We start from the raw sequence: 26698 nt of genomic DNA on the forward strand, positions 1-26698 counted from the left end.
GTGCAAGTACCGACAGAGTTGTCACGTACTTACCTTTTGGATACTGTCAGAGGCCGACAGGAGGGAGCTCTCCATGAGGGAGAAGACGGAACGGATCGTCCGCGAGTGGTCCGATTCGTGTGACGCCGAGGTGTCGATCGCCGTGCTCGGCGGGGCCTGGAAGCCGAGCATCCTCACCCTCCTCGGCGAGCACGAGGTGCTGCGGTTCGGGGAACTCGGCCGACTCCTGCAGGATCCGACGTCACGCGTGCTCACCCGCCAGCTGCGCGAGCTCGAGGAGGACGGCCTCATCACGCGCACGGTGTACCGACAGGTGCCGCCGAAGGTCGAGTACCGGCTGAGCGAACTCGGAGTCAGCGCGACGCCGCTGCTCGGCGAGTTGACACGCTGGGGCACGCAGTACGCGGAACAGCAGCGCTCGTCGCTCAACCGGGTTCCGAGCCCTTCTGAATGACGGGATATCGCCGGAGTACGCACTCGACGCGCGGCATCCGGCGGCTCTAAGCTGGCGCACTTGGCCGATCCCGAACAGGTGCCTCGCCTGCGAACCTCCGGCGAGAAGCCGCACCGATCAGGAGAACCGTGACCAGCATCGACCTCGTGTCTCAGACGCCGGCAGCCGCTGCCGTCGTCGTCGCGATAGCGGATGCCGGCGGCCGGCCCCTCCTCGTCGGCGGCTGCGTGCGCGACGCCCTCCTCGGCCGTCCCGGCAAGGACGTGGACATCGAAGTCCACGGGCTCACCGACATCCGGAAGCTCACTGCTCGGCTCTCGAAGCTCGGCTCCGTCGACCACCGCGGGCAGGCGTTCGGTGTGCTCGCCCTCAAGGTCGACGGTGAGGACTTCGACGTGTCATTCCCCCGCCGGGACTCTCTGACGGGTGCGGGCCACCGCGGGTTCGACATCCACGTCGACTCGAGCCTCAGCCTCGAGGAGGCGTTCGGCCGCCGCGACTTCACGATCAACGCGATGGGCTGGGATCCGATCAACGGCGAACTCATCGACCTGTACGGGGGCGCCGACGACCTCGAGGCCGGCATCCTGCGTCACACGACCTCGGCGTTCCGCGAGGATCCGTTGCGGGTGCTTCGCGCTGTCCAGTTCGCGGGCCGTTTCGGCTTCGGGCTCGCCCCCGAGACGGTCGCCGAGTGCCAGGACGTGACCGACTCGATCGCGAGTGCCGGCGGACTCCGGATGGTGGTCTCGACCGAGCGCGTCTGGGAGGAATGGCGCAAGCTCGCCCGACGAGGGACGCACTGGCCGAACGCCATGCAGGCCCTCGCCGACACCGGCATGATCCGGTTCTCCCCTGAACTGGCCGCGACCCGCGGAGTCCAGCAGGACCCGGGCTGGCATGCTGAGGGCGATGTCTGGACGCACCTTGCCCTTGCGGCGGAGCAGGCCGCACGGAACGCGGAGCGAGACGACCTCAGCGCGTCCGACCGAGAGGTGGCGGTGCTCGGCGCACTCGTGCACGATCTCGGCAAGGTGACGCACACGCAGCTCACCGGCGGGCGCATCACGAGTCGCGGGCACGCCGCCGCCGGCGTCGCCCCCGCGTCGGCATTCCTCCGCAGCATCGGGGCGCCGCACCAGCTCGTCATGCGAATCCTCCCGATCGTGCGTGAGCACATGTCGCACGTCGGCATCGACCGGCCCTCACCATCGCAGGTGCGCCGCCTGATCCGCCGTCTGGACTCCAACGGCGCGGGTGCGAGCATCCGCGACTGGGCGCGCGTCGTCGACGCCGACTGCGCCGGCCGCGGCCCATCAGCGAAAACGAGCCCGGCACACCTGTGGTTGCAGGTCGCGGCCGACACCACCATCGGCGAGGTGCCGCGAACCGGCATCCTGACCGGTCAGCACCTCATCGAGCGCGGGTATACGCCCGGTCCGGGGTTCAAGCCGATCCTCGCGGCAGCGCTCGGGGCGCAGGACGACGGCGTCATCCACGACGAACAGAGTGCCCTGCTCTGGCTGGATCGGTACGAAGCCGTCGACCGATAGCGACACCGCAGCGAAGGCCGCCATCGACCTGCGTCCTGAATCGATCGACGAAACTGGCGGCGCGCGAGATGGAGCGCCCGATCGCGGACATGCAGAAGTCCCGGAAGCCCATGAGTTCCGGGACTCTCTGGCGGGCCGACAGGATCTGAACCTGCGACTCCTTGGCCCTCCGTCCGCGTGCACGGTCGTCCGCCGCGAGTGCCATCTAGACTCGGCGAGGTGAGCGAGCGTCCCGTCTTCCGCCTCCCGTTCAAGTTCGAGGAATCTCTCACCGAACGTCTCCGGCTCCGCACCATGCGTGAGGCGGACCTCGGTGACATCCTCGCCTACCAGTCCCGCGCCGACGTCTGCGAGTACCTCCTCTACGAGCCTCGCGATCGCGAGACCCTCGCCGCCAGGATCGCGAAATGGTCGGAGCAGTCGACCCTCGCATCCGATGGCGACTTCCTCGAACTCGCGGTCGAACACCGGAGTGATGCGCGCGTGATCGGCGACCTCTACTTCATGCTCGAGCGTGCCGAACATGGCTGCGCCGCGATCGGCTGGGCATTCCACCCCGGGTATTCCGGTCAGGGGTACGCCACCGAGGCTGCGATGCAGGTGCTTCGGCTGGGATTCGACTCGATCGGCCTGCATCGCATCGTCGCCGAGGTGGATCCCCTGAATGTGGCATCCGTCGCGCTCTGCCGTCGACTCGGAATGCGCAAGGAGGCGCACCTGGTCGGGAACATCTGGTTCAAGGGCCGCTGGGCCGACACGGAGGTCTACGCACTGGCCGAGACCGAGTGGCGTGACCGGCCCGACGCAACGCCACCGCCTTCCCCTCGATCACCGTCGAATCAAATGGGGCACGAAGATCGCGACTCGCGTTGACGCTCCCGCGTTCAGCACTCGGGTGACTCTTCACACTGGGCGACGGCCTCGTTCGCCGAAGTGCTGCCGACAGCGTGCCTGGTACGACTCGATCCCGCCCACATGCTCGGCGGTCGCGACGCGAGCGTCCGCGACGTCGGCGGCGAGAACCCGCTGATGGAACGCGGCATCCTGCCCGCAGACAGTGCACACCGCCGTGAGCTTCGTGACGTCCTCGGCGAGCGCCATGAGCGCCGGAAGCGGTTCGAATGGGCGGCCGTCGAACGTCACGCAGAGGCCGGCGACGACCACCGACATCCCGGTGAGCACCAGTCTGCTCACCGCCGGGACGAGCTCCGTCCCGAAGAACTGCGCCTCATCGATCGCGAGCAGGTCCAGCTCGCGATCGCCGACCAGCTTTACCAGCGAGCCGACGTCGGGCACTGATCGGGACGCGATGCTGAGCCCCGAATGCGAGGCCACTCGGCCCGCGGCGTGCCGATCGTCAAGCGCGTGGTTGACGACCTCGACGGCGAGTCCGGCGAGTTGCGCGCGGCGCACGCGCCGCAGCAACTCCTCGGACTTACCGGCGAACATCGGGCCGCAGACCACCTGGAGGCGGCCGTTCGGGACGCTGCGCATGAAGAGAGCCTACGAGGTCGTCATCAGGTGGAACAGACCGGATGCCCCGGGCCCGTCGCTCTCCGACCGACGGCGTCGCCCCGTCGCTGAGTGAGTGGATGCCACGCGGCATCCACTCACCCCTCGCGCGTCAGCGCGTCAGCGCGTCAGTCGAACCCGAGCCCGTGGCCGAACGGGTACAGCACGCCGGTACGGTCCGCCGTCGGGATCGTGACGGGCAACTTGCCGACCGGGTCGTTCTCGCCGAAGAGCACACGCGTGAGCGACTCGAGCGACGCCGCCGTGTAGCCGTAGGTCGCGAGTGCCGTCGGCACGTTCGTCATGACCGAGATGTCATACGGGTTGCGCATCGCCGACACGACTACCGGCGTGCCGCTTGCCAGGAGCGCCTGCACGAAGGCCTGCTGGGCTGCGGCCGACGCGGTCGGCAGCCCGGTCGTCGCCGAGACGTTCGACGCGTTGTTCGTCGAGACCACGACGAGGTCGTGGTTCGCAGCCGCCGCAACGACCTCGGCAATCACGGCCGCACTCGGCGTGAGCCCCGTTTCGCGCACCGTGACGCTCTGCCCACGGGCGGCGATCGTGCCTCCGAGGGTCGACGTCGTCGCGACGCCCCAGCCGGTGACGAGCACGTCGCGCGGCTCGCTCGAGAGCGGCAGCACGCCGGCGTCGTTCTTGAGGAGCGTGGTCGTGTCGTCGGTGATCGTCTGCGCGTCGGCGACATGAGCGGGTGCGCCGACGATCGCGGCCGCGGCTGCGGCATCGACGAACGGGTCCGCGAAGAGGCCGCGCTGCATCTTGAGCCGCAGGATGCGGTACACCGACTCGTCGAGTCGCTTCTCGGAGATCTCACCGCTCAGCACCGCGTCGAGCACGGCGTCGTAGGCGACATCCATCTGGGGTGGGAGCACGAGCATGTCGGCGCCCGCCTTGAACGCCTCGACGGGCGCGACGTTCGGCGGATAGGTGCTCGTGGCACCCTGCATGTCGAGCGCGTCGGTGACGATGAGGCCGTCGTAGCCGAGCTCTTCACGCAAGAGGCCCGTGAGGATCGGCTCCGACATCGTGGCGGGGGCGCCGCTCGGGTCGATCGAGCGCAGCACCACATGGGCGGTCATGATCGTGTCGACGCCTTCGGCGATCGCGGCCCGGAACGGCGGCAGGTCGATGGCCTCGAGCTGCTCGCGCGTGTGCGTCACCTCGGGGAGTCCGAAGTGGCTGTCGGTCGCCGTGTCGCCGTGGCCCGGGAAATGCTTCGCGGCGGCCGCGACGCCGCCGTCGTGGAAGCCGTCGACCTCGGCGGCGACGAGCTCGGCGACGAGCTGCGGGTCTTCGCCGATCGAGCGGATGCCGATGACCGGGTTGGCCGGGTTGACGTTGACGTCGGCGACCGGCGCGTAGTCCTGGTTGATGCCGACCGCGGCGAGCTCGGTACCGATCACTTCGGCCGAGCGGTGCGCGTGATCCGCCGAGCGGCTCGCGCCGAGCGGCATCTGCCCGGGCATCTGCGTCGCCGGAGCGCCGAACCGGGCGACGAGGGCGCCGCCCTCCTGGTCGGTCGAGATGAGCAGGGGGATGCCGGCCGGCTGGTCGGTCGCCGCCGTCTGCAGCCCGTTCGAGAGGGTCGCGACCTGGGTCGGAGTGCCGAAGTTGTCGGGCCCGCGGGTCGTGAAGTAGATGACGCCGCCGGGCCTGTACTTGTCGATGACCTGCGCTGGAGTATCGACGCCGTACAGCCGCCGGTTGTTCGCGGCAGCGGTGGCAGTCACAGTCGTGGCGTCGCGCCCGTACACCTCGACGACGAAGAGCTGACCCACCTTCTCTTCGACGCTCATATGCTGGAGCATGCTCACGATGCGCCCGCGGAACGGAGCGTCGTCCGAGTTCCCCGGGCCTGCAACCGCGGCCGGAGTCACCGCGAATCCCAGCATGCCCATGACGGCGGCGGCCGTAATCAACGACCTCCTGCCGATTCCGTGTGTCATGTCGACCTCCTTGTCGCACGCCGGCCATTGTGACCGTATCCGCGGATGGTATCGAGTGGCTCGTGTCCGTGTCACCCTTTCTGGGGTCAAGTGGAGAATGGCCCGGCAAGAAATCGCCGCTCACCGAGACCTGCTTAACCGCAGAAGTCCCGGAAACCTTCAGGTTTCCGGGACTTTTCTGGTCGGGCCGACAGGATTTGAACCTGCGACCCATGGAGAATTCAGGCGCGTGCCGGTGCAAATGGGTCAGGCAATGCGAAGGTCGCGATCGATTGCCTGACGTGGGTGACCTGTTCGGCTCTTCCGTCACCACTGTCACCTGGCTGCGACGTTGAGTTCCACGGCCTCAGCCACGAGCGCCTTGACCGCCGCTTCGTCCACGCGGTCTCCATCGAAGTAGTCGATGGCTCGGACGACTTTGCTGTCCAGCCGGGTGTTGAAGAGATCGCTGCCTTCCATGCGGGCACCCTTCGCGAACGTCAGCCTTACCGCGCTCTTGAGCACGTCGACGAAGCAGACGTCTCCGTCATGCGTCCAAAACGGAACTCCCTCCGGTTTGGAGGGCTTCTTGTACTTGACCACCTCGACGGCAGCGGGGTCGGCGGCCATGATCGCAGCTCGAAGCGCGACGAGCGCGTCCTGTTTCCAGCCGCTCTGCTGCGCGATGATGTCGTCGATCTGCTCGGAATCGGACTTGTCACTCATGCGCGAATACTTGCGAAGAGAGCCGGCGAAGTCAACAGCCGAAGTCGGTCGCTAACAGGCGTGGCAGGATCCCACACCGACGGACCGCGCCGGCCTTGTGCGGAGATCGGCGTACTGCGTCAGCGCGCCCATTGGATCGCTGCGCGGACCCGAACACTGCGAGATCGACGCTCGGCATGGGAGGCTCAGATCTCCTTAACCGCAGAAGTCCCGGAAAAACCGCAGAAGTCCCGGAAACCCTAGGGTTTCCGGGACTTTCTGGTCGGGCTGACAGGATTTGAACCTGCGACCCCTTGACCCCCAGTCAAGTGCGCTACCAAGCTGCGCCACAGCCCGATGCCACCGGATTTCTCCGAAGACAACTTGACCATCATAGCGGCATCCGAAGGGGTGCTCGTGACACACGGGCGCCTGCGAGGCATCCATTGGGTACGAATTCGACCGACGGATGCATCGAGCAGGCCCGGCTCAGATGTACTTCCGCACCTCGTCCATGAACGCGACCGGGTCGTCGACCCAGATGCGCACCGCGGTCACGGCCTGCTCGCCGCCCGCGGCGCCGTGCCCGGGCAGCCGCACGATGGTCGGGCGTTCGAGTTCGATCTCGAGATCGGTCTCGTTGTTGACGCGCAGCATGAGGGTTCGCGAGGCATCCGTCTCGACGATCTTCGGTGACTTGGATTCGTCGACCCGCAGGCCCCGCGCGACCGAGGCGATGTCGTCCCAGCTCAGCGCGATGTCGGTCTCGAGTCCGGCGCGCACGCGGATGCCATCGGGGCCGACCGTGTGCGGACGCATGAGGTACGAGCACAGCAGCCCGAACATCCAGGTGAGCCCCCAGATGCCGAGCACGAGCAGCGTGATGCGCACCGCGGGCCAGCGATGCACGATGAGGTCGAAGATCGGGATCTCGACCGCCGACAGCACGATGAAGATCATCAGGATCGTCATCACCGGTCTGTGGAACCCGAACCCCCTGGCGCCGGGGCCGATCGCCGGCCGTCGCGCGACGAACCGCCCGATGCTCGCATAGATGCTGAGCTCCATGAGCAGGGCGCGCTTCAGGAACCAACCGATGCGCTGCCAGACGGATGCCTCGGCGCGCGCCGAGGTCGCGGTGCTCACTCCCCCACCGCCGCCCGTGATTCGCCGGCCGCCCGGCGCTGCTCGTCGGCTTCGATGAGCTCGCGCAGGCGCCCGGCGATCGCCTCGACGCCCCGCAGCAGCGCATCGCGATCGGCGGGCGCGACGGCGCCGAGCAGTTCGGCCGAGAGCTCGGCGTGGTCGCGCTGCATGTCGCGCACGAATTCTTCAGCGGATGCCGCGAGCGACACGATGATCGCCCGCCGATCGCTCGGGTGGGGCGAGCGCATGACGTAGCCGCCCGCCTCGAGCGCGTCGACGAGGCCCGTGATGTTGCGCGGGCTCACCTCGAGCCGGGTCGCGAGTGCGTGCTGCGTCGACGGGCCGGTGGCGGCAAGTTCCCAGAGCAGCCGGGTGCGCGACGGCGTCAGCGGGGTGCCGGCGAACGCGTTGGCCATGTCCTTCTGGAAGAGCTCGCTGACCTCGAGCAGCCGGTCGAGCACGGTGATCTCGGGAGTCATATCATGATGGTACTGCATTGTTACCTATGTTCACGATTGATCAGGAGCGAGTGCACAGAACCCCGGTGCGGATGTCGGTGGTCGGCGTTACATTCGAATCGTGATCACCGACGTGACCGAAGACCTCGAGCCGCTCCGGCTCCGGGTCGCCCCTGCGAGCGAAGTCCCGTTCACCGATGTCGAAGCCGTCTTCGGCACTCGTGGCGATCCTGCGCACTGCTGGTGCCAGTGGTACAAGATCCCGGGCAGCGACTGGCGCCGGTTCGGCGACGACGGGCTGCGCGACCGGCTGCGAGAGCAGCTGAACGCGTCAGGCATCGGGCGCGGGCTCATCGCCTACGACGGCGAGACACCGGTCGGCTGGTGCGCCGTCGAACCTCGCACCGACCTCCCCAGGGTTCGCCTGAGCACCATCGTCAAGGGCGGCACCGAGCATCCCGACTTCGACGACGACGCCGTGTGGGCGGTCTCCTGCTTCGTCGTGCCGCGAAACCATCGAGGTCGCGGCGTCGCTCGCGCCCTCGCCGAAGCGGCGGTCGACTTCGCCCGCGACGGCGGCGCCCGCGTCGTCGAGGCCTACGCCGTCGACCCGAAGATCCGCGCCAAGGTGTCGCCCGATGCGCTCTTCCACGGCACGGTCTCGATGTTCACCTATGCGGGCTTCACCGAGGTTGCGCGCCCCCGGCCCGACCGCGCGATCATGCAGGTCGAACTGGCCGGCTGACCGGGCGCTCCGAGGCGGTGCGCGTCAGAGCGCGAGCCGGCCGCGCTCGGCGCCGCGGAGCTCACGCACGGCGGGCTCCAGATCGGCGACCCGCTGGGCCGCACGCCGCTCGGCGGCGACCGCGAGTCCCTGGAGCACGCTGCGCTCCTCGTCAGGTCGGGCCGCAACCGAAGCCGCACGTCGCAGATACTCGGCGAACAGCAGTTGGTCTCGGTGGTCGCCGAGCACATCCTGAATCCGCTCGCCTGCAGCCGCGAGTCGCTGCGCCGACCCACCGAGGTTCACCCCGGTGCCTTCGGCAAGCGCCTCCGCGGCGTACCGGAGCCGCCGAGCAGCCTTCCGCATCGCGTGCAGTCTCGCCGGAGCGCTGCTCGCATCCACGCCGGATGCGCATGTCGCGGTGCGACGTGCCTCGCGTGCGAGGAGCGGCGAGAGCGGTGGGAGCGGCGGACGAGCCGCCGCCTCCCGCCTGGTCCCGAACGGCTGCGCGAGCAGATCGTCGAGCGCAGCACGGCGCCGGGCAGCTCCCGGCAGTCGCTCGTGCTGCACGAACCTGCGGAGCGCCAGCTGGTGCGACTCGGTCGTCTCTGCAACGATTCCGGCCGTGACCCGCACGAGCACGACCGGGTCGAAGAACCCCGAACTCGCGGCATCCTGCAGCGCCTCCTCGGCCACGAGCAGCCGCACCTCGACGTCGCGCACCGAGCCGAGCCGCCGGCCGAGCGTGCGATATCGACGACGTACCTCGTCGACCGAGGAGGCCTCCAACAGCGGCCGGTAGACGACCAGCACGCTGCGAAGCCGTCGCACCGTCGTGCGCAGGCGATGCACCGCATCGGCCTCGTCGGCCAGGGCCGCCGGCTCGATCTCATCGAGGCGGTCGGCGATCGCGCGAAGTGCGGCCAGCACGGCTGCACCGACGTCATCGTCCGCGTCGACGTGTGCCATGGGGCCATCGTAGGCGCCCCGCGATCGGTGCGGTTCAGTCCGAATCGATGCGCACGCGCTTCACACGCGACGACTCCCCGCGCAGAATATGCACGCGACTCCGCGGCACAGCGAAATGGGTCGCGAGAGCCGCGACGACGCCGGCATTCGCGGCACCGTCGACCGCCCGCTCACGTACGAACACGATGAGGGAGGCTGCAGGGTCGCCTTCGACTTCCTCGACGAGCGGCCCCTTGCGGCTGCCGGGCTTCACTCGGATCGTGACGTACATCACGCGCTCGTACCTTCGGAGGAACGACGAACGCCCGAGCCGCTCCCCTCGTGGGAGCGACTCGGGCGCTGCGACATCCGTGACCTACTTCGAGCGGTCGCGCTTCTCGCGCACCCGCATGTTGATGACGATCGGCGAGCCCTCGAAGCCGTAGATCTCGCGCAGGCGCCGCTGGATGAACCGGCGGTAGCCCGGGTCGAGGAACCCGGTCGTGAAGAGCACGAATGTCGGCGGGCGGCTGGCCGCCTGGGTGCCGAACAGCACGCGGGGCTGCTTGCCGCCGCGCACGGGGTGTGGGTGCTCCTGCGTGAGCTCCGTGAGGAACGCGTTGAACTTGCCCGTGGGAATGCGGGTGTCCCACGACTCGAGCGCCGTCTCGAGGGCGGGCACGAGCTTCTCGAGGTGACGACCGGTCTTCGCCGAGATGTTGACGCGGGGCGCCCACGCCACGTGGTGCAGGTCCTGCTCGATCTCGCGCTCGAGGTACCGGCGGCGTTCGTCGTCGAGCAGATCCCACTTGTTGTACGCGAGCACGAGCGCACGGCCCGACTCGAGCACGAGGTCGATGATGCGCACATCCTGCTCGGAGATCGGCACCGAGACGTCGAGCAGCACGACGGCGACCTCGGCCTTCTCGAGCGCGGCCTGCGTGCGGAGCGAGGCGTAGAAGTCGGCACCCTGCTGCAGGTGCACGCGACGACGGATGCCGGCGGTGTCGACGAAGCGCCAGATCTTGCCGCCGAGTTCGATCTGCTCGTCGACCGGGTCGCGCGTGGTGCCGGCCAGCTCGTTCACGACGACGCGCTCTTCGCCGGCCGACTTGTTCAGCAGGCTCGACTTGCCGACGTTCGGGCGACCGAGGATCGCGACGCGGCGCGGGCCGCCGAACTCGTCCTTCGCGACGGCCGAGACCTGCGGCAGCACCTTGAAGACGGATTCGAGCATGTCGGCGACGCCGCGACCGTGCAGTGCCGAGACCGGGTAGGGCTCGCCGAGGCCGAGGTTCCAGAGCGCTGCGGCCTCGGGCTCCTGGCGTGCATCGTCGACCTTGTTGGCCAGCAGGAAGACGGGCTTCTTGGTCTTGCGGAGCAGCCGAACGACGTGCTCGTCGGTCGAGGTCGCGCCGACCGTCGCGTCGACGACGAAGAGCACGACGTCGCAGAGCTCGATGGCGACCTCGGCCTGCAAGGCGACCGAGGCGTCGATGCCCTTCGCGTCGGGCTCCCAGCCGCCGGTGTCGACGAGCGTGAAGCGACGGTCGAGGTACTCGCCCTTGTACGAGACGCGGTCGCGCGTGACACCGGGGGTGTCTTCGACGACCGCTTCGCGCCGGCCGAGGATGCGGTTGACGAGCGCGGACTTGCCGACGTTCGGTCGACCGACGATCGCGATGACGGGCAGCGCAGGGAGGTAGCGGATGCCCTCCTCGCCCTCCTCCGAGAGCTCGAGCACATCGAGGTCGTCGTCGTCGAGCGCGTAGTCGGCGAGCCCCGAGCGCAGCGTGGCTGCGCGCTGCTCGGCGAGCTCGTCGTCGACGCCGGCGAGACGCTCGACGAGGTCGTCGTCGGGAGCGTCGAACTCTTCGCTCTGGTCGGTCATGGTGTCTCCTCTGAAATCTGTGCGCCCCTGGCATCGTGCCGCTGGGCGAGCGCGGGTTGCGCTGCGCGGATCACGCCGATCACCGCATCGACCGTCTGGTCGAAGTCGAGTTCCGTGGAATCGACGGTGGTGACGCCGTCTGCCGCGGTCATGAAGTCCACGACCTTGGAGTCCGCCGCGTCGCGCTTCCGCAGCTGCTCCCCCACAGCTTCGACCGACGATCCGGTCAGCTCGGCGGAGCGCCTGCTCATTCTAACCGCTTCGGATGCTGTGAGGAGTATGCGAACGGGGGCGTCGGGCGCCACGACGGTCGTGATGTCGCGGCCCTCGACGACGATGCCGGGTGCCTCGACCGCGGCCATGATCGACCGGAACAACTCGATGAGGTGTCGACGCACCTCGGGCACTCGGGCGACGGCGCTCACGACGGCGGAGATCTGCGGGTCGCGGATCGCCTCGGTCACGTCGACTTCGCCGACGTGCACGGAGTAGCCGGTCGGGTCGGTGCCGATGCGGTAGTCGAAGGACTCGAGGCACGAGATGACGGATGCCGCGTCGTCGGTGTCGATGCCGGATGCCTCGACGTGCCACGCCAACGCACGGTACGCGGCGCCCGTGTCGAGGAAGCCGAAGTCGAGTCGGCGTGCGACCTCTTTCGAGACGCTCGACTTTCCGCTGCCTGCCGGGCCGTCGACGGCCACGACGAACGGGATGACCAGTGACACGTTCAACCTGCAATCCGCCAGCCGCGTGCGGCCAGCTCATCGGTGAGGTGCTGCTGCACCTCGGGGAGCACCGAGATCTCGGCGAGGCCGATCTGCGCGCCCGGCGAGTGCTCGAGCCGCAGGTCTTCGATGTTGGCGCCGGCCTCGCCGACGTCGTTGAAGAGCCGGGCGAGCTGCCCGGGCCGGTCGTCGATCATGACGATGAGGCTCGAGTAGCGACGGTCGACGCCGTGCTTGCCGGGCAGGCGTTCGACGCCGGTGTTGCCGCCGAAGAGCTCTTCGGCGATGCGGCGACGGGCGCCCGGGGCGTCCATGTTGTCGAGCGCGTCGATGAAGCGGTCGAGGTCGTCGCGGTATCCGCGGAGGATCTCGGCGACCGGCGCGGCGTTCTGCCCGAGGATCTGCACCCAGAGTTCGGGGTCGCTCGCAGCCACCCGCGTGACGTCGCGCACGCCCTGACCGGCGAGGTTGACCGAGGCGTGCGGGGCGTCGATGAGCCGCCGCGCCATGAGGCTCGAGACGACCTGCGGCACGTGCGAGACGAGGGCGACGGCGGCGTCGTGCTGCTCGGGCGTGAGCTCGACGAGCGTGGCGCCGAGGTCGAGGATCAGGTCATCGATCGCCGAGCCGTCTTGATACGAGATGCCGCCGTGGGCGGCCACGACCCACGGGCGCCCGACGAAGAGGTCGGCGCGGCCCGACATGGGGCCGCCGCGCTCGCGCCCGGCCATGGGGTGCGTGCCGATGTAGCGCGAGAGGTCGGCGCCACGGGCCTTCAGGTTCTCGTAGACCGCGAGCTTCACGCTCGCGACATCCGTGACGATCGCCTCGGGGTACGCGTCGAGTTCGGCCGCCACGACATCGGCCGTGACATCGGGCGGAACGCACACGACGACGAGCTGCGGGCGATCACCCACGGCGGCGACTCGGCCGGCGCCGTAGTCGACCGCGATCGCGAGGTGCGTGGGCGAGGCGTCGGCGAGGATCACGTCGACGCCCTTGGCGCGCAGCCCGAGACCGATGCTCGCACCGAGCAGGCCCACACCGACGACGCGAACCGGGCCCGTCAGACGTGATTCGGTCACGACTCACCTTCGTTCAGGTCGGCGCCGTCCTCCCGGCCAGCGTCCGCGGCGCGGGAGATGGTGAGCAGCTGGCCCCGCTCCACCTTCGTCAACTCGCGCATCTGCCCCGAGCGGAGCGTGCCGAGGTTGAGCGGGCCGAAGCTGCGGCGCACGAGGTCGACGACCGGATGCCCCACCGCGTCGAGCATGCGGCGCACGATGCGGTTGCGGCCCGAGTGGAGCGTGAGCTCGACCATCGAGTGCCGGTCGTCGCCCTGCTGCTGCAGGATGCGCGCCTTGTCGGCCTTGATGGGGCCGTCGTCGAGCTCGATGCCGTTCTTCAGCTGCTGGATGACCTGCGGAGTGACGCGGCCCGTGACCTTCGCGATGTACGTCTTCGAGACGCCGAACGACGGGTGCGCGAGCACGTGTGCGAGGTCGCCGTCGTTCGTGAGCAACAGCAGGCCGCTCGTCTCGGCGTCGAGGCGGCCGACGTTGAACACCCGTTCCTCGAGGTCGTCGGTGAAGCGGGTGAGGTCGGGGCGGCCCTGCTCGTCGCGCATCGACGAAACGACGCCGCGCGGCTTGTTCAGCATGTAGTAGCGCTTCGCGGGGTCGAGCTGCACGGCGACGCCGTCGACCGCGACGAGGTCGGTCTCGGGGTCGATGCGGCGGCCGAGCTCGGTGACGATCTCGCCGTTCACCTCGACGCGGCCCTCGGCGATGTACTGCTCCGAGACTCGTCGGCTCGCGACGCCCGCAGCGGCGAGCACCTTCTGCAGTCGTACGCCCTCAGGGGCGGGTTCGCCGCCCCAGCCGGTTGCGTCAGTCAAAATCGAATCCTTCCTGGCCGTCGTCGAGCAACGGCGAGATGTGTGGCAGCTCGTCGAGCGAGTTGATGCCGAGGTTCGTGAGCAGGAGCTCGGTCGTGCCGTAGAGGATCGCACCGGTCTCGGGGTCGGTGTCGACCTCGGTGACGAGGCCGCGCCCGAGCAGCGTGCGCACGACGGAGTCGACGTTCACCGCGCGGATCGACGCGACCTGGGAGCGTGAGATCGGCTGCTTGTAGGCGATCACGGACAGCGTCTCGAGCGCCGCCTGCGAGAGCCTGGTCGACGACTGCGTGAGCACGAAGTCGGCCACGAGGGTGTCGTACTCGGCGCGCACGTAGAAGCGCCAGCCGCCACCGACCTCGCGGAGTTCGAACCCGCGGCGGATGCTTCGCGGCTCGGCCTCCCCCGCAACGTCCGTTCGCGGCTCGCCCGACGCGCCGGCGCCGTCGTAGTCGGTTCGGAGCCGCGCGATCGCGGCGCGCACCTCGGCGACCGGGCGCGCGACGGCTGCCGCGAGCGACACGACGCTCTGCGGCTCGTCGGCGATGAAGAGGATCGCCTCGAGGGCGCGGTCGAGGTCGAGGCGGGGTTGGCCCGGCACGTCGAGCGGGGTCACGATCGAGAGCTCCGGGCCGCCCGTCTCCGACTCGTTCGCCTCGTCGGACTCGTTCACCGCAGGCTCGTTGGCCGCGTCGGCGACCTGCTCGTCGGGCACGTCCGTCGCCGCGACATCCGTCTCATTCGTCATAGTCAGCCCCCAGGCTCTCGAGGTTCTCGTCCGACCAGTTCTCGGCCGACCAGCGCAGTGTCAGCTCGCCGAGCGGCTCGAGCTGCTCGAAGCCGATCGCGGCGTGGCGATAGAGCTCGAGCACGGCGAGGAATCGTGCGACGACGACTCCCGACTGGCCGACGCCGGCGATGAGCTGGCGGAAGGTCACGGGGTCGCCACGGCGGAGCACGGCGACGACATGCGCGGCCTGCTCGCGGATCGAGACGAGCGGTGCGTGCAGGTGGTCGAGGCCGACGACCGGGATCTCACGCGGGGTCAGCGCCAGGGTCGCGAGTGCGGCGAAGTCTTCGGCCGACAGGGTCCAGACGAGCTCGGGTGCGCGCCGGCGGAACTTCTCTTCGAGGCGCACGTTGCGGGCGTGCCGCAGCGACTCGCGCTCGAGGTTGCCCGAGAACCAGCGCGCCGCCTCCTTGAAGGCGCGGTACTGCAGCAGGCGGGCGAACAGCAGGTCGCGGGCCTCGAGCAGTGCGACGTCCTCGGCGTCGACGAGCTCGCCCTGCGGAAGAAGTCCGGCGACCTTCAGGTCGAGCAGCGTCGCCGCCACGACGAGGAACTCGGAGGCGCGATCGAGCTCCTCTTCGGAGTCGAGGCCGCGCAGGTAGGAGATGAACTCGTCGGTCACGGCCGACAGCGAGACCTCGGTGATGTCGAGCTCGTGCTTGGTGATGAGCGAGAGCAGCAGGTCGAACGGGCCCTCGAAGTTCGTGAGGGCGACGCGGAAGCCGCGTTCCTCGTTCGCAGGCGCGTCGGGCTCGATGGCTTCCGGCGTCGCGCCCGAGTCATCCGACCGCGCGTGCGCGTGATGGTCTTCGGCCGACACCGTCGCGTCCGAGTCATCCGACCGCGCGTGCGCGTGACCCTCTTCGGCCGACACCGTCGCGCCCGAGTCATCCGACCGCGCGTGCGCGTGATGGTCTTCGGCCGACACCGTCGCGTCGGGCGCGTGCTGTTCGGGGGCCGAAGCCGCCTCAGGCGACCGCGCCACGGAAGACCAGCTCCCTGGCGAGCTGACGGTACGCCCGCGACGCCTGGTGCTCGGGTGCGAACTCGGTGATCGGCGTGCCGGCCACGCTCGCGTCGGGGAACTTCACGGTGCGGGTGATGACCGTCTCGAGCACCTCGTCGCCGAACGCGTCGACGACGCGCTCGAGCACCTCACGGGAGTGCAGCGTGCGGGAGTCGTACATCGTCGCGAGGATGCCGTCGAGCTTGATCGCCGGATTCAGGCGGTCGCGCACCTTGTCGATCGTCTCGATCAGGAGCGCGACGCCGCGCAGCGCGAAGTACTCGCACTCGAGCGGGATGACGACGCCGTGGCTGGCCGTCAGCGCGTTCACGGTGAGCAGGCCGAGCGACGGCTGGCAGTCGATGAGGATGACGTCGTAGTCGGCCGAGACGCGGCGGAGCACGCTCGCGAGGATCTGCTCACGGGCGACCTCCGTGACGAGGTGCACCTCGGCGGCCGAGAGGTCGATGTTCGCGGGGATCACGTCGAGACCGTCGACACTCGTCTTCTGGATCACCTCGGAGGGATCGAGCGTGCGCGAGAGCAGCAGGTCGTAGATCGTCGGCACGTCGTGCGTCGGCACGCCGAGCCCGGCCGAGAGCGCGCCCTGCGGGTCGAAGTCGATCGCGAGCACCCGGCGGCCGTACTCGGCGAGGGTCGCGCCGAGGTTGATCGTCGTGGTCGTCTTGCCGACGCCGCCCTTCTGGTTGCAGAGCGCGATGATGCGTGCCGGGCCGTGCGAGGTGAGCGTCGCGGGCTCGGGGAACTCGCGAGAGGGACGACCAGTGGGACCGAGCTCTGGCGGCGTTGCGATTCCGTCCGCTGAGTGGTTCGTCTGGTGCGTCACGTGTCGTCTTCTCTCCTGAGGCCGGGCGGGTGCTTGGTCGATTCTAGCGAGCACGCGGGTGGGCTGCGGTGTACATCTCCCGGAGTGTGTCCGCCGTGACGAGCGTGTAGATCTGCGTGGTGGCGACTGAAGAGTGGCCGAGGAGCTCCTGCACGACGCGCACGTCGGCGCCGCCTTCGAGCAGATGGGTCGCGAACGAGTGCCGCAGTGTGTGCGGCGAGACGGATGTCGCGAGCCCCGCCGTCTCGGCGGCATCGTGGATCGCCTCCCAGGCGGCCTGCCGCGACATCCTTTTGCCGCGCACGCCGAGGAAGAGCGCCGGCGTCGCCGAGCCGCGAGCGGAGAGCAGCGGACGGGCGCGCACGAGGTAGGCGTCGACCGCTCGCCGTGCATAGCTGCCGAGCGGCACGATGCGCTGCTTGCCGCCCTTGCCGAAGAGCCGCACCACCTCCTGATCGACGAGGTCGTCGACGTTCAGCGACACGGCCTCCGAGACGCGTGCGCCGGTCGCGTAGAGCACCTCGAGCAGGGCGGTGTCGCGCAGGTCGGTCGGCTCGTCGCCGCCGGCGGCCGCGATCAGCGCTTCGACGTCGTCGACCGGGATCGCCTTGGGCAGCCGCATGGGCAGCTTCGGCGGGCGAAGGTCGCGCGAGACATCCGCCGCCACCAGCCCCTCCTCGGCGAGGAAGCGGTGCAGGCCGCGAACGGACGACAGCACGCGAGCGATCGACGAGGTCGCGAGCGGCGGCACCCGGTCGGCGCCGAGGAAGCGCACGAAGTCGCCGAGGTCCTGCTCGGTCGCCGCCGACGGCCCGGCGATGCCGCGCGATGCGAGCCAGTCGGCGTAGATCGCGAGGTCGCGTCGATACGACGAGATCGTGTTCTGCGCGAGCCCCCGTTCCACGGCGAGATGCCGCAGGTAGTCGTCGACGGGGGTTCTGGTCATCGTCGCGGAGGTTCCGTGCGGCCGATGGACTGCCCGGGCCACGGGGCATCCGCTGCACCGAGGCTCGACCAGTCGCGTGCACGTGCCGCTGCGGCGGCGAGCACTGCGATCGCCAACGGAGCGTTGCGGATGCGACGATCGAGCACCGCGTCGACGCACTCGTCGAGCGGCACCCAGCGGGTCTCCATGTCGGCCTCCTCGCCCTCTCGGGCGAACGCCTCTGCCGTCGCGGTCAGCCCGCGCGCGAGGTACACCCGGATCAGCTCGTCGCTGCCGCCGGGCGAGGTCGCGAAGTCGCTGAGCACCGCCCAGTCGGATGCCTCGAGGTCGGCCTCCTCTGCGAGCTCCCGCTTCGCGGCGGCCAGGGGCGGCTCGCCGTCGATGTCGAGGAGCCCGGCGGGGATCTCCCAGTCGCGCGAGCGCACGGGGTGACGGTACTGCTTGATCAGCAGCACGCGATCGTGGTCGTCGAGTGCGAGCACGCCGACGGCGCCGGTGTGGTCCATGTACTCGCGCACGATGGTCTCGCCGCCGAATTCGAACGCGTCGCGGCGGACGTCCCACACGCGACCCTCGAAGACCCGCTCGCTCGAGACGACGGGCACCTCGACCCGTTCATCGGCGAGCGGCTCGCGCCGCCCGCCGATGCCGGTGTCGTGAGTGTCAGCCATTGCTGACGTCGTCGAACAGCTTGCTCGCCTGCTGGCGCTCGAGCGCCGCACCGACGAGGCCGCGGAACAGCGGGTGGGCGTCGTTCGGGCGGCTGCGCAGCTCGGGGTGCGCCTGCGTGCCGACGTAGAACGGGTGCACGTCGCGCGGCAGCTCGACGAACTCGACGAGGTGCCGGTCGGGCGACATGCCCGAGAACGAGAGACCTGCTTCGGCGATGCGGTCACGGTAGGAGTTGTTGACCTCGTATCGGTGACGGTGACGCTCGGAGACCTCGGTCGAGCCGTAGAGCTCGGCCGCGATCGAGCCCTCGGCGAGCTTCGCCGGGTAGAGGCCCAGGCGCATGGTGCCGCCCAGGTCGCCACCGGCGATGATCTCGACCTGCTCCTCCATGGTCGCGATGACCGGGTACTGCGTGTCGGGGTCGAACTCGCTCGACGACGCGCCGGGCAGCCCGGCGACGTTGCGCGAGTACTCGATGACCATGCACTGCAGTCCGAGGCAGAGGCCGAGCACCGGGATGGCGTTCTCGCGTGCGAACAGCAGCGCGCCGAGCTTGCCCTCGATGCCGCGCACGCCGAAGCCGCCGGGAACGCAGATGCCGTCGAGGTGCGCGAGGTGCTTCTGCGCTCCTTCGGGCGTCTGGCACTCGTCGGACGGGATCCACTCGATGTTGACCTTGGCATCGTTCGCGAATCCGCCGGCGCGCAGGGCCTCGGTGACCGAGAGGTAGGCGTCGGGCAGGTCGATGTACTTGCCGACGAGCCCGATCGTGACCTCGTGCTTGGGGTCGTGCACGACGTCGAGCAGGCCGCTCCACCCCGACCAGTCGACGTCGTCGGCCTTCTCGCCGAGACCGAGGGTGTCGATGATGTAGGCGTCGAGACCCTGGTCGTGCAGCATCGTGGGGATGTCGTAGATCGACGGCACGTCGACCGCGTTCACGACGGCCTGCTCGTCGACGTCGCACATGAGCGCGATCTTGCGCTTGTTCGACTCGGTCACGGGCCGGTCGCTGCGCAGCACGAGCGCGTCGGGCTGGATGCCGATGGAGCGCAGGGCCGCGACGGAGTGCTGTGTGGGCTTCGTCTTCTGCTCGCCCGACGCGCCCATGAAGGGCACGAGCGAGACGTGCACGAAGAAGACGTTCTTGCGACCGAGCTCGTGCCGCACCTGACGGGCGGACTCGATGAACGGCTGCGACTCGATGTCGCCGACGGTGCCGCCGATCTCGGTGATGATGACATCGGGCTTCGGCGACTCCGAGGCCTGCAGCCGCATGCGGCGCTTGATCTCGTCGGTGATGTGCGGGATGACCTGCACCGTGTCGCCGAGGTACTCGCCGCGGCGCTCCTTGGCGATCACCGTCGAGTAGATCTGGCCGGTGGTGACGTTCGCCGCCTGGCTCAGGTTGATGTCGAGGAACCGCTCGTAGTGACCGATGTCGAGGTCGGTCTCAGCGCCGTCGTCGGTCACGAAGACCTCGCCGTGCTGGAAGGGGTTCATCGTGCCCGGATCCACGTTCAGATATGGATCGAGCTTCTGCATGACGACTCTGAGGCCCCTGGCAGTCAGGAGATTGCCGAGACTCGCCGCCGTGAGTCCCTTGCCCAACGAAGAAACGACACCACCGGTCACGAAGATGTGCTTGGTCGTGTCGTTCTGATTGTCTGTGCTCGTACGAGCTGTTCCGCGTTCATCCACCACGGGCTTATAGCCTAACTCACGTTCCTGATCATTCGACCCGACATGCCCCACGCGGTCCCCCATCTTTTTCTCGGGATCGCTTCGATCCCGCTCGTTCACGGTCGTCGACCTCGCCTCACGCCGCGCGATCGGCGGCGATCTCCAACAACTCCCGCGCGTGCGCGAGTCCGCTCTCCGAATCGGCGAGCCCGGACAGCAGTCGGGCCATCTCGGCCTCTCGCTCGGCTCCCGCGAGCTGGCGCACGCTCGACGAGGTCACCTGGCCGTCGGTGCCCTTGACCACGCTCAAGTGGTTCGTCGCGAACGCGGCGACCTGTGCGAGGTGGGTCACGACGATGACCTGCGAGCGTTCGGCAAGACGCGCGAGTCGTCGCCCGATCTCGATCGCGGCGGCGCCGCCGACGCCGGCGTCGACCTCGTCGAAGACGAACGTCGGCACCGGGTCGCTGCCCGCGATGACGACCTCGATCGCCAGCATGACTCGTGAGAGCTCGCCGCCGGAGGCCCCGCGCGACACCGGTCGTGGTTCGGCGCCCGGGTGGGGTCGCAGCAGGATCGACACGGCGTCGCGGCCGTGCGCCGTCGCCTCGGCCGTCGGCTCGACGACGACCGCGAGCTGGGCGTCGGGCATCGCGAGCGCCGAGAGTTCGGCGGTCACCGCGGTCGCGAGCCGGCCGGCCGCATCGGTGCGCAGCTCGGTGAGCGAGCCGGCGAGTCGGTCGACGTCGTTCTCGAGCGCGGAGACGGATGCCTCGAGCTCTTCGATGCGCTCGTCGTCGCTGTCGAGTTCGACGAGTCGCAGACCGCCGGTGCGCCGGAACTCGAGCACCTCGTCGAGGCCGCCGCCGTGACGGCGCACGAGGCCGCCGAGCACGGCCCGACGCTCCTGCACGATCTCGAGCTCGCGCGCGCCGTCGGCGTCGAGGCCGGCGAGATATCCCGAGAGCTCGGCGGCCGCATCGGCGAGCAGGAAGCCCGCGTTGGTCAGCATCTCGCCGATCGGCTGCAGCGCGGCATCGTGTTCGGCGACCCGTTCGAGCTGTCTGCGCGCCCCGTCGACGAGCGCGACCGCGTCGGGAACGTCGTCGACGACGTCTTCGGCCGAGATCAGCGCGCGGGCCTGCGCGGCGGCGAGCCGCAGCTCTTCGAGGTTCGAGAGTTTGTCGGCGCGCTCCTGCAGCTCGACGTCTTCACCTGGTTGCGGGTCGGCGGCTTCGACCTCGTCGAGCGCGGCGCGAAGCTCTTCGGCCTCACGCAGGCGCGTATCATGATCGGCTCGCAGTCGCTCGAGCTCCGCGGCATCCGTTCGCCAGGCGTGGAACGCCACGCGGTACTCGTCGAGCACGGCCTGCAGCTTCGCCCCGGCGAAGCGATCGAGCGCCTCGCGCTGCGCGACCGCCGAGCGGAGCCGCTGCTGGTCGGCCTGGCCGTGCACGACCACGAGTTCGTCGCCGAGGTCGGAGAGCACCCCGACGGGAGCGCTTCGGCCGCCGACGACTGCGCGACTGCGTCCCTCAGCCGAGACCGACCGGCCGAGCAGCAGCTCGCCCGCCTCGATCTCGCCGCCCGTCTCCGCCACGCGCTCGGCGACGACACCGTCGTCGGGAACGAGCCAGCGGCCTTCGACCCACGCCTGCTTCGCCCCGGCGCGCACGGCGCCGGCGTCGGAACGCGAGCCGAGCAGCAGCCCGAGCGCGGTCACGACCATCGTCTTGCCGGCGCCGGTCTCACCCGTCACCGCTGTGAAGCCGGCCCCGAGCGGAAGCGTCGCCTCGGCGATGACGCCGAGATCGCGAATGCCTAGCTCCTCAATCACTGCAGCCCTCGATCACTCTCTGCCTCACTCACGCCCGACCGGGCCCCTCCACCCGGTGACCGGGAGCTGGAACTTGTTGACGAGGCGATCGGTGAACGGCGCCTCGTGCAATCGTGCGAGCCGCACCGGAACGGTCGACCTGCGCACGATCACGCGCGCACCGGGCGGGAGGTCGAACGTGCGCCGCCCGTCGCACCAGATGACCGCGGATGCCTCGGTGCGCTGCAGGATCTCGACCGCGAGCGACGACTCGGGGCCGACGACGAGCGGGCGGGCGAAGAGTGCGTGCGCGCTGAGCGGCACGAGCAGCAGGGCCTCGAGGCTCGGCCAGACGATCGGCCCGCCGGCGGAGAACGAGTATGCCGTCGACCCGGTCGGGGTCGACATCACGACGCCGTCGCAGCCGAACGACGAGAGCGGTCGACGGTCGACCTCGATGACGACCTCGAGCATTCGCTCGCGTTCGGCCTTCTCGACGGTGACCTCGTTGAGCGCCCAGCTCTCGTAGACGACCGCGTCGCCGACCTTCGCGCGCACGGCGAGCGTCATGCGCTCTTCGACCGTGTAGTCGCGCGCCAGTGCACGACCGATCGTGTAGCCGAGGTCGTCGCGCTCGCTCTCGGCGAGGAAGCCCACATGCCCGAGGTTCACCCCGAGCAGTGGCACCGGATAGTCGCGCATGATCTCGGCGGCCCGAAGGATCGTGCCGTCGCCGCCGAGCACGATGACGAGCTCGATGGCGGTGGGGTCGGTCTCTTCGAATCGTTCGACCGAGCCGTTGAGCTCGGGCACGAAGTCGTGCACCTCGTCCCAGTGCTCGGCCGCGATGACCGGCACCGCGCCGGCGGCGAGCAACTGCGTGCAGACCTCGCTCGTCGCCTCGAGGGCGGACTGCCGACCGGTGTGGGAGACCACCAGGAAGCGCCGTGCGTCACTCACGCCTTCGCCCTCCCCGTCACTTCGTCGACCCGACGTGACCATTCTGTCGGATTCACCCCGCGCGCGGCGCTGAGATGTACGAGGTATTCGAGGTTTCCGTGTCCCCCGGCGATTGGGGAGGACAGGACCCCGGCCGTGCCCAGCCCGGCGTCGAACGCCGCCCAGAGCACGTTCGAGACCGCCTCGGAGCGGAGACCGGCGTCGCGCACGACGCCCTCGCGCACTCCCCCGCGGCCCACCTCGAACTGCGGCTTGACGAGCAGCACGAAGTCGGCGTCGTCGGTCGCGCTGGCGCGCAGCGCGGGCAGCACCACCGTGAGCGAGATGAACGAGAGATCGGCGACGACGAGCGACGGCTGCTCGGCGATCCCGGTGAGTTCCGCGAGGCGCGCAGCATCGAGGTGGCGCACGTTGCAGCCCTCGACGAGCACGAGGCCCGGCACGTCGGCGAGTTCGGGCGCGAGCTGACCGTGCCCGACGTCGACGGCGAGCACTGCTCGAGCGCCCCGCTCGAGCAGCACCTGACTGAACCCGCCCGTCGAGGCACCCGCGTCGAGCGCGATGCGTCCGGCGACGTCGACGCCGAAGCCGTCGAGACCGGCGATGAGCTTGTGCGCCGCCCGACTCACATAGTGATCGGATGCCGCGACCGCGAGCACCGCGTCATCGCCCACCTTCGCCGAGGACTTGACGACGGGGCGGCCGTCGACCGTCACCACACCTGCGGCGATGAGCGTTGCAGCATGGGTTCGGGAGCGAGCGAGTCCGCGCGCCGCGAGGGCCGCGTCGAGGCGTTGTTCGGTCATGCGTCAGGTGCGCAATGACGGGTCGGACTGCTCGAGCTGAGTGCGCAAGTCGTCGGCGAGGGACTGATACGCCGCTGCACGCTCGGCGAGCGGTCGTGACTCGACCTCGGCGAGCACGGCCGACACCGACGAGGAAGCCCCATCGGATGCGGGCGGGGTCGTCTCGGCCGCTGCTGATCGATCGGGTTCAGTACTCACGGGTCAACGCTACCCCGAGCCGCTGACGGCAGGCCGACGACCGACCGGTCAGCTGTAGAGCCGCGCCGGAACGTCGAGCACGTGGATGCCCATGCCCGAGCCCCAGATCGCCGCACACGCGGCACGGAGCAGGTCGAGCCGGTCGTCGCCGTCGTCGACGATCTCGACCCGGTTGCCTGCGACGCGCACCCGGGCGGCGCCGACCCGAGTGACCCCGCCGCGCACCTGCTCCGTCACCGGGTACGAGGCGTGGAGGCCGTCGAGGTCGGCGAGGATGAAGTCGGGCCGGCTCGATTCGGGAGCAGCGAGCACCTGCTTCGCCCGATCGATGCCGGTGAGCACGAGGGCGCTCAGCATGCCGGCGCGCCGGGCACCGAGGATGTCGGTGTCGAGCCGGTCGCCGACCATGAGCGGTCGTTCGGCGCCGAACCGGCGTCGGGCCTCGTCGAAGATGGGCGTCTCGGGCTTGCCCGCGACGAGCGGGAATCGCCCGACCGCCGTGTGGACTGCGGAGACGAGCGTCCCGTTGCCCGGCGCGATGCCGCGTGCGACGGGGATCGTCCAGTCCATGTTGGTCGCGATCCACGGGATCCCCGGGGTCGCGGCATCCGCGCCGCCAGCGGTCAGCGCGAAGGACGCCTCGGCGAGCTCGCGCCATCCGATCTCGGGCGTGAAGCCCTGCACGACGGCCTCGGGCGCATCGTCGGCGGAACGGGTGATGCGGTAGCCGCGCTTCTCGAGCTCGGTCGTGATGCCCTCGCCCCCGACGACGAACACGAGCGCACCCGGCGCCACCTGTTCGGCGAGCAGCGCCATGGCGGCCTGCGGCGACGTCACGACGTCGGCCGGCACGACCTCGAGGCCGAGTTCGGCCAGGTGACCGGCGACGGATGCATCGCTTCGCGACGCGTTGTTCGTGATGTACCCGACGGCCCGATCGCGCTTCGCGAGGTTCAGGCTCTCGACCGCGCGCGGAATCGCGTGGGCGCCGGCGTAGACGACGCCGTCGAGGTCGGCGAGCACCGCGTCGACGCCGTCGAGCGGTGTCGTGTGCTCAGTCTTCGCGCGGAACAGTCCCACCGGACGTGCCCTCGCTCTCGTCGGCCTCGAGCGCAGCGAGCACCTCGCGCACGTCGTCCTCGAGCACGTCGCCCGGGTCGCCGTCGAAGTCGGCTTCGGCCCCTGCCCCTGTCCCTGCCGCAGCTTCGGTCTCGACCTCGATGTCGTCCTGCGCCGTGGCATCCGCTGCTTCAGGCTCGTCGGATGCCTCGGACTCGTCGACCTCGTCGACGGACTCGCTCTCGACGACCTCGTCGGGCGTCGCAGTCTCGTCGACCTCGTCAGCGGACTCCTCGAGCTCCACCTCGAAGATCTCGATCGACTCCGCCTCCGCGGGGCCGCCGAGTGCGGCTTCCGCGCGGTCGGCACGGGCCCGCCACTTCGAGGCCTCGTCGGCGCGTCCCAGCTCCTCGAGCACTTCGGCGTACGCCGAGAAGAGCGCGGGGCTGTATGAGAACGCACGGTCGGGGTCGAGCTGCGGGATCTCGAGCTCGGCGAGGGCGATCTCGGGCTGACCGAGGTCGAGGCGGGCGCCCGACATCGCGATCGCGAGTCCGACCTGCACCGCCGGCGGAAGCGTCGAGCGATCGACCGCACGGCCGACCTCGAGGGCGCGGTCGGGCCGGCCGACGCCGCGCTCGCTGTCGACCAGGAGCGGCAGCTGGTCGTTGCTGCCCGAGATGCGGCGGTACGTGCGCAGCTCGCGAAGCGCGAGCGCGAAGTCGCCGGTCGCGTAGGCGGTGATCGCCAGCGTCTCGCGCACGACCGCGATGCGACCGGCGCGACGTCCTGCCGAGAGCGCGTGCTGGTGCGCGAGCTCGGGGTCGTCGTCGAGCAGTTCGGATGCCGCCACCAGGTGCCGCGCGACCCAGTCGGCGTTCTCCTTGCTCAGCGTCTTCAGCTCGGCGCGTGCGCCCTTGTCGAGATCGCGTGCCTCGATCGACTCGGGGATGAACGGGTCGTCGTGGCGCGGCCGCACCTGCAGGTCGGGCGCTCCATGGACCTCACGGGGAGCTTCAGGCTGGTCGTCACGTCCACCGGGGCGGCCGCCACGCGGCGCATCGCCGTAGGGTTTGCGGTTGTCGCGGTCGCCATAGGGCTTCTTCGCGTCACGGTCGCCGTAGGGCTTGCGGTTGTCGCGGTCGCCATAGGGCTTCTTCGCGTCACGGTCACCGTACGGCTTCCGGTTGTCACGGTCGCCATAGGGCTTCTTCGCGTCACGGTCACCGTACGGCTTGCGGTTATCGCGGTCGCCATAGGGCTTCGACGCAGCGCGGTCACCGTACGGCTTCGCGTCACGGTCGCCGTACGGCTTGCGGTTGTCACGGTCGCCATAGGGCTTCTTCGCGTCACGGTCGCCATAGGGCTTCGACGCACCGCGGTCACCATACGGCTTCGCGTCACGGTCGCCGTACGGCTTGCGGTTGTCGCGGTCGCCATAGGGCTTCTTCGCGTCACGGTCGCCGTACGGCTTGCGGTTGTCGCGGTCGCCATAGGGCTTCTTCGCGTCACGGTCACCGTACGGCTTCCGGTTGTCGCGGTCGCCATAGGGCTTCGACGCACCGCGGTCACCATACGGCTTCTTCGCGTCACGGTCACCATACGGCTTCTTGGCGGGAGCGCCATCTCCAGGAGCGGAACCGGAGCGGGCGCCTGCTGGACGGCCGGCCCCGTTGCCGCCGCTGCGGTGTTCGCTCCGCTCAGGTCGTCCCTGGTCTGCCGAGTCCTTCTTGGAGTCGCTCACGATAGTCCCGTCGTGTGTGGAGTCCTCATGAGACTCAACCGTAATGGGGCACCTTGTGAAGTACCCCGTTAACGAAGAATGGCCACCCGTCTTCGGGTGGCCACTCTCCTCAATGTTTGTCCGGCGGTGTCCTACTCTCCCACAGGGTCCCCCCTGCAGTACCATCGGCGCTGCGAGTCTTAGCTTCCGGGTTCGGAATGTGTCCGGGCGTT

At 69.4% G+C, this 26698-nt stretch carries 27 protein-coding genes, 1 tRNA gene and 1 rRNA gene; 4 read left to right on the plus strand and 25 right to left on the minus strand.

Translation table 11 applies throughout. The features are described 5' to 3' along the window. Window positions 1-73 precede the first annotated feature (73 nt). The 3 genes from BUR99_RS05930 (at window position 74) to BUR99_RS05940 (ending at window position 2880) form a co-directional block, all read left to right on the plus strand. Complete coding sequence (locus BUR99_RS05930; RefSeq protein ID WP_074259338.1) at window positions 74-454, plus strand: winged helix-turn-helix transcriptional regulator; 381 nt, start codon at window positions 74-76, stop codon at window positions 452-454. A gap of 128 nt (window positions 455-582) precedes the next feature. Beyond that, window positions 583-2007: a CCA tRNA nucleotidyltransferase gene (locus BUR99_RS05935; protein WP_084183627.1), complete on the plus strand. Its 1425-nt coding sequence runs from the start codon at window positions 583-585 to the stop codon at window positions 2005-2007. A gap of 219 nt (window positions 2008-2226) precedes the next feature. Then, on the plus strand, window positions 2227-2880 hold the full coding sequence (locus BUR99_RS05940; RefSeq protein ID WP_074259339.1) for a GNAT family N-acetyltransferase: 654 nt from the start codon (window positions 2227-2229) through the stop codon (window positions 2878-2880). Window positions 2881-2910: 30 nt separating this feature from the next. On the opposite strand, the gene BUR99_RS05945 is transcribed toward BUR99_RS05940, so the two are convergent. The 6 genes from BUR99_RS05945 to BUR99_RS05970 all read right to left on the minus strand — a co-directional run bounded on the left by BUR99_RS05945 (window position 2911) and on the right by BUR99_RS05970 (window position 7795). Further along, complete coding sequence (locus tag BUR99_RS05945) at window positions 2911-3501, minus strand: thymidine kinase (protein ID WP_074259340.1); 591 nt, start codon at window positions 3499-3501, stop codon at window positions 2911-2913. A gap of 146 nt (window positions 3502-3647) precedes the next feature. Beyond that, entirely contained in the window at window positions 3648-5336 is a 1689-nt protein-coding gene (locus BUR99_RS05950) for a glycoside hydrolase family 3 protein (RefSeq protein WP_234980744.1), read from the minus strand. Window positions 5337-5801: 465 nt separating this feature from the next. Beyond that, on the minus strand, window positions 5802-6191 hold the full coding sequence (locus BUR99_RS05955) for a DUF1801 domain-containing protein (RefSeq protein ID WP_074259342.1): 390 nt from the start codon (window positions 6189-6191) through the stop codon (window positions 5802-5804). Window positions 6192-6450: 259 nt separating this feature from the next. Further along, window positions 6451-6527: transfer RNA gene (locus BUR99_RS05960), tRNA-Pro, on the minus strand. Window positions 6528-6659: 132 nt separating this feature from the next. Further along, window positions 6660-7316: a hypothetical protein gene (locus BUR99_RS05965; RefSeq protein WP_084183629.1), complete on the minus strand. Its 657-nt coding sequence runs from the start codon at window positions 7314-7316 to the stop codon at window positions 6660-6662. After that, window positions 7313-7795, minus strand: coding sequence for a MarR family winged helix-turn-helix transcriptional regulator (locus BUR99_RS05970; RefSeq protein ID WP_074259343.1), 483 nt, complete (start codon window positions 7793-7795; stop codon window positions 7313-7315). The genes BUR99_RS05965 and BUR99_RS05970 overlap by 4 nt, the downstream gene beginning before the upstream one ends. Window positions 7796-7895: 100 nt before the next feature. Here BUR99_RS05970 and BUR99_RS05975 point away from each other — a divergent pair, with 100 nt between their 5' ends. Then, window positions 7896-8519 carry a GNAT family N-acetyltransferase gene (locus BUR99_RS05975; protein WP_159440954.1) on the plus strand — a complete coding sequence of 208 codons (624 nt, stop codon included), beginning with the start codon at window positions 7896-7898 and terminating at the stop codon, window positions 8517-8519. 24 nt (window positions 8520-8543) lie between these two features. Here the strand turns inward: BUR99_RS05975 and BUR99_RS05980 are convergent, their stop codons facing one another. The 19 genes from BUR99_RS05980 to rrf all read right to left on the minus strand — a co-directional run. Continuing rightward, a complete protein-coding gene (locus BUR99_RS05980) occupies window positions 8544-9467 on the minus strand; it encodes a CHAD domain-containing protein (RefSeq protein WP_074259344.1) in 924 nt (307 codons plus the stop codon). A 34-nt stretch (window positions 9468-9501) separates the two neighbouring features. Further along, window positions 9502-9738: a DUF167 domain-containing protein gene (locus tag BUR99_RS05985; RefSeq protein WP_074259345.1), complete on the minus strand. Its 237-nt coding sequence runs from the start codon at window positions 9736-9738 to the stop codon at window positions 9502-9504. Between the two features lie 84 nt (window positions 9739-9822). Then, window positions 9823-11337 carry a ribosome biogenesis GTPase Der gene (gene der, locus BUR99_RS05990; protein WP_074259346.1) on the minus strand — a complete coding sequence of 505 codons (1515 nt, stop codon included), beginning with the start codon at window positions 11335-11337 and terminating at the stop codon, window positions 9823-9825. Further along, window positions 11334-12068 (minus strand): (d)CMP kinase, encoded by a 735-nt coding sequence (gene cmk, locus BUR99_RS05995; RefSeq protein ID WP_234980745.1) that lies wholly within the window; start codon window positions 12066-12068, stop codon window positions 11334-11336. The genes der and cmk overlap by 4 nt, the downstream gene beginning before the upstream one ends. Next, window positions 12065-13147 carry a prephenate dehydrogenase gene (locus BUR99_RS06000; RefSeq protein ID WP_074259347.1) on the minus strand — a complete coding sequence of 361 codons (1083 nt, stop codon included), beginning with the start codon at window positions 13145-13147 and terminating at the stop codon, window positions 12065-12067. Before BUR99_RS06000 ends, cmk begins: the two co-directional genes overlap by 4 nt. Beyond that, window positions 13144-13959 (minus strand): pseudouridine synthase, encoded by an 816-nt coding sequence (locus BUR99_RS06005; RefSeq protein WP_074259348.1) that lies wholly within the window; start codon window positions 13957-13959, stop codon window positions 13144-13146. The genes BUR99_RS06000 and BUR99_RS06005 overlap by 4 nt, the downstream gene beginning before the upstream one ends. Then, window positions 13952-14707 (minus strand): SMC-Scp complex subunit ScpB, encoded by a 756-nt coding sequence (scpB, locus tag BUR99_RS06010; protein ID WP_084183633.1) that lies wholly within the window; start codon window positions 14705-14707, stop codon window positions 13952-13954. Before scpB ends, BUR99_RS06005 begins: the two co-directional genes overlap by 8 nt. Continuing rightward, complete coding sequence (locus BUR99_RS06015) at window positions 14697-15506, minus strand: segregation and condensation protein A (protein ID WP_074259520.1); 810 nt, start codon at window positions 15504-15506, stop codon at window positions 14697-14699. Before BUR99_RS06015 ends, scpB begins: the two co-directional genes overlap by 11 nt. Before the next feature lie 211 nt (window positions 15507-15717). Then, the gene (locus BUR99_RS06020) at window positions 15718-16602 is read right to left on the minus strand and encodes a ParA family protein (RefSeq protein ID WP_074259349.1); all 885 of its coding nucleotides are present in this window, start codon (window positions 16600-16602) and stop codon (window positions 15718-15720) included. A gap of 43 nt (window positions 16603-16645) precedes the next feature. Next, window positions 16646-17548, minus strand: a complete 903-nt coding sequence (gene xerD / locus BUR99_RS06025) for a site-specific tyrosine recombinase XerD (RefSeq protein ID WP_074259350.1) — start codon at window positions 17546-17548, stop codon at window positions 16646-16648. Next, a complete protein-coding gene (locus BUR99_RS06030; protein ID WP_074259351.1) occupies window positions 17545-18219 on the minus strand; it encodes an NUDIX domain-containing protein in 675 nt (224 codons plus the stop codon). The genes xerD and BUR99_RS06030 overlap by 4 nt, the downstream gene beginning before the upstream one ends. Further along, the gene (locus tag BUR99_RS06035) at window positions 18212-19987 is read right to left on the minus strand and encodes a CTP synthase (protein WP_084183635.1); all 1776 of its coding nucleotides are present in this window, start codon (window positions 19985-19987) and stop codon (window positions 18212-18214) included. Before BUR99_RS06035 ends, BUR99_RS06030 begins: the two co-directional genes overlap by 8 nt. 52 nt (window positions 19988-20039) lie before the next feature. Then, complete coding sequence (gene recN, locus BUR99_RS06040; RefSeq protein WP_074259353.1) at window positions 20040-21740, minus strand: DNA repair protein RecN; 1701 nt, start codon at window positions 21738-21740, stop codon at window positions 20040-20042. Between the two features lie 24 nt (window positions 21741-21764). Next, window positions 21765-22721 carry an NAD kinase gene (locus BUR99_RS06045; RefSeq protein WP_074259354.1) on the minus strand — a complete coding sequence of 319 codons (957 nt, stop codon included), beginning with the start codon at window positions 22719-22721 and terminating at the stop codon, window positions 21765-21767. Beyond that, window positions 22676-23485, minus strand: coding sequence for a TlyA family RNA methyltransferase (locus tag BUR99_RS06050; RefSeq protein WP_074259355.1), 810 nt, complete (start codon window positions 23483-23485; stop codon window positions 22676-22678). The genes BUR99_RS06045 and BUR99_RS06050 overlap by 46 nt, the downstream gene beginning before the upstream one ends. A 3-nt stretch (window positions 23486-23488) precedes the next feature. Next, window positions 23489-23683 carry a hypothetical protein gene (locus tag BUR99_RS19885; RefSeq protein WP_143231471.1) on the minus strand — a complete coding sequence of 65 codons (195 nt, stop codon included), beginning with the start codon at window positions 23681-23683 and terminating at the stop codon, window positions 23489-23491. Window positions 23684-23731: 48 nt separating this feature from the next. After that, window positions 23732-24763, minus strand: a complete 1032-nt coding sequence (locus BUR99_RS06055) for an HAD-IIA family hydrolase (protein WP_074259356.1) — start codon at window positions 24761-24763, stop codon at window positions 23732-23734. Continuing rightward, window positions 24738-26486: a primosomal protein gene (locus BUR99_RS20505; RefSeq protein ID WP_234980746.1), complete on the minus strand. Its 1749-nt coding sequence runs from the start codon at window positions 26484-26486 to the stop codon at window positions 24738-24740. The genes BUR99_RS06055 and BUR99_RS20505 overlap by 26 nt, the downstream gene beginning before the upstream one ends. Before the next feature lie 118 nt (window positions 26487-26604). Continuing rightward, window positions 26605-26698 (minus strand): 5S ribosomal RNA (rrf, locus tag BUR99_RS06065); the annotation flags it as partial.

Origin of the sequence: Agromyces cerinus subsp. cerinus (assembly GCF_900142065.1) — a bacterium.
GTDB lineage: Bacteria > Actinomycetota > Actinomycetes > Actinomycetales > Microbacteriaceae > Agromyces > Agromyces cerinus.

Bases quoted from the DNA above. Each gene is read 5' to 3' on its own strand.
- BUR99_RS05985 (WP_074259345.1), bottom strand. From the start codon at position 9,738: ATGTACGTCACGATCCGAGTGAAGCCCGGCAGCCGCAAGGGGCCGCTC.
- BUR99_RS05955 (WP_074259342.1), bottom strand. From the start codon at position 6,191: ATGAGTGACAAGTCCGATTCCGAGCAGATCGACGACATCATCGCGCAG.
- scpB (WP_084183633.1), bottom strand. From the start codon at position 14,707: ATGACGAATGAGACGGATGTCGCGGCGACGGACGTGCCCGACGAGCAG.
- der (WP_074259346.1), bottom strand. From the start codon at position 11,337: ATGACCGACCAGAGCGAAGAGTTCGACGCTCCCGACGACGACCTCGTC.
- BUR99_RS06045 (WP_074259354.1), bottom strand. From the start codon at position 22,721: ATGGTCACGTCGGGTCGACGAAGTGACGGGGAGGGCGAAGGCGTGAGT.
- BUR99_RS05945 (WP_074259340.1), bottom strand. From the start codon at position 3,501: ATGCGCAGCGTCCCGAACGGCCGCCTCCAGGTGGTCTGCGGCCCGATG.
- BUR99_RS06035 (WP_084183635.1), bottom strand. From the start codon at position 19,987: ATGGGGGACCGCGTGGGGCATGTCGGGTCGAATGATCAGGAACGTGAG.
- BUR99_RS05950 (WP_234980744.1), bottom strand. From the start codon at position 5,336: ATGAGCGTCGAAGAGAAGGTGGGTCAGCTCTTCGTCGTCGAGGTGTAC.
- BUR99_RS05980 (WP_074259344.1), bottom strand. From the start codon at position 9,467: ATGGCACACGTCGACGCGGACGATGACGTCGGTGCAGCCGTGCTGGCC.
- BUR99_RS06030 (WP_074259351.1), bottom strand. From the start codon at position 18,219: ATGGCTGACACTCACGACACCGGCATCGGCGGGCGGCGCGAGCCGCTC.
- BUR99_RS06050 (WP_074259355.1), bottom strand. From the start codon at position 23,485: ATGACCGAACAACGCCTCGACGCGGCCCTCGCGGCGCGCGGACTCGCT.
- xerD (WP_074259350.1), bottom strand. From the start codon at position 17,548: ATGACCAGAACCCCCGTCGACGACTACCTGCGGCATCTCGCCGTGGAA.
- BUR99_RS05970 (WP_074259343.1), bottom strand. From the start codon at position 7,795: ATGACTCCCGAGATCACCGTGCTCGACCGGCTGCTCGAGGTCAGCGAG.
- BUR99_RS05930 (WP_074259338.1), top strand. From the start codon at position 74: ATGAGGGAGAAGACGGAACGGATCGTCCGCGAGTGGTCCGATTCGTGT.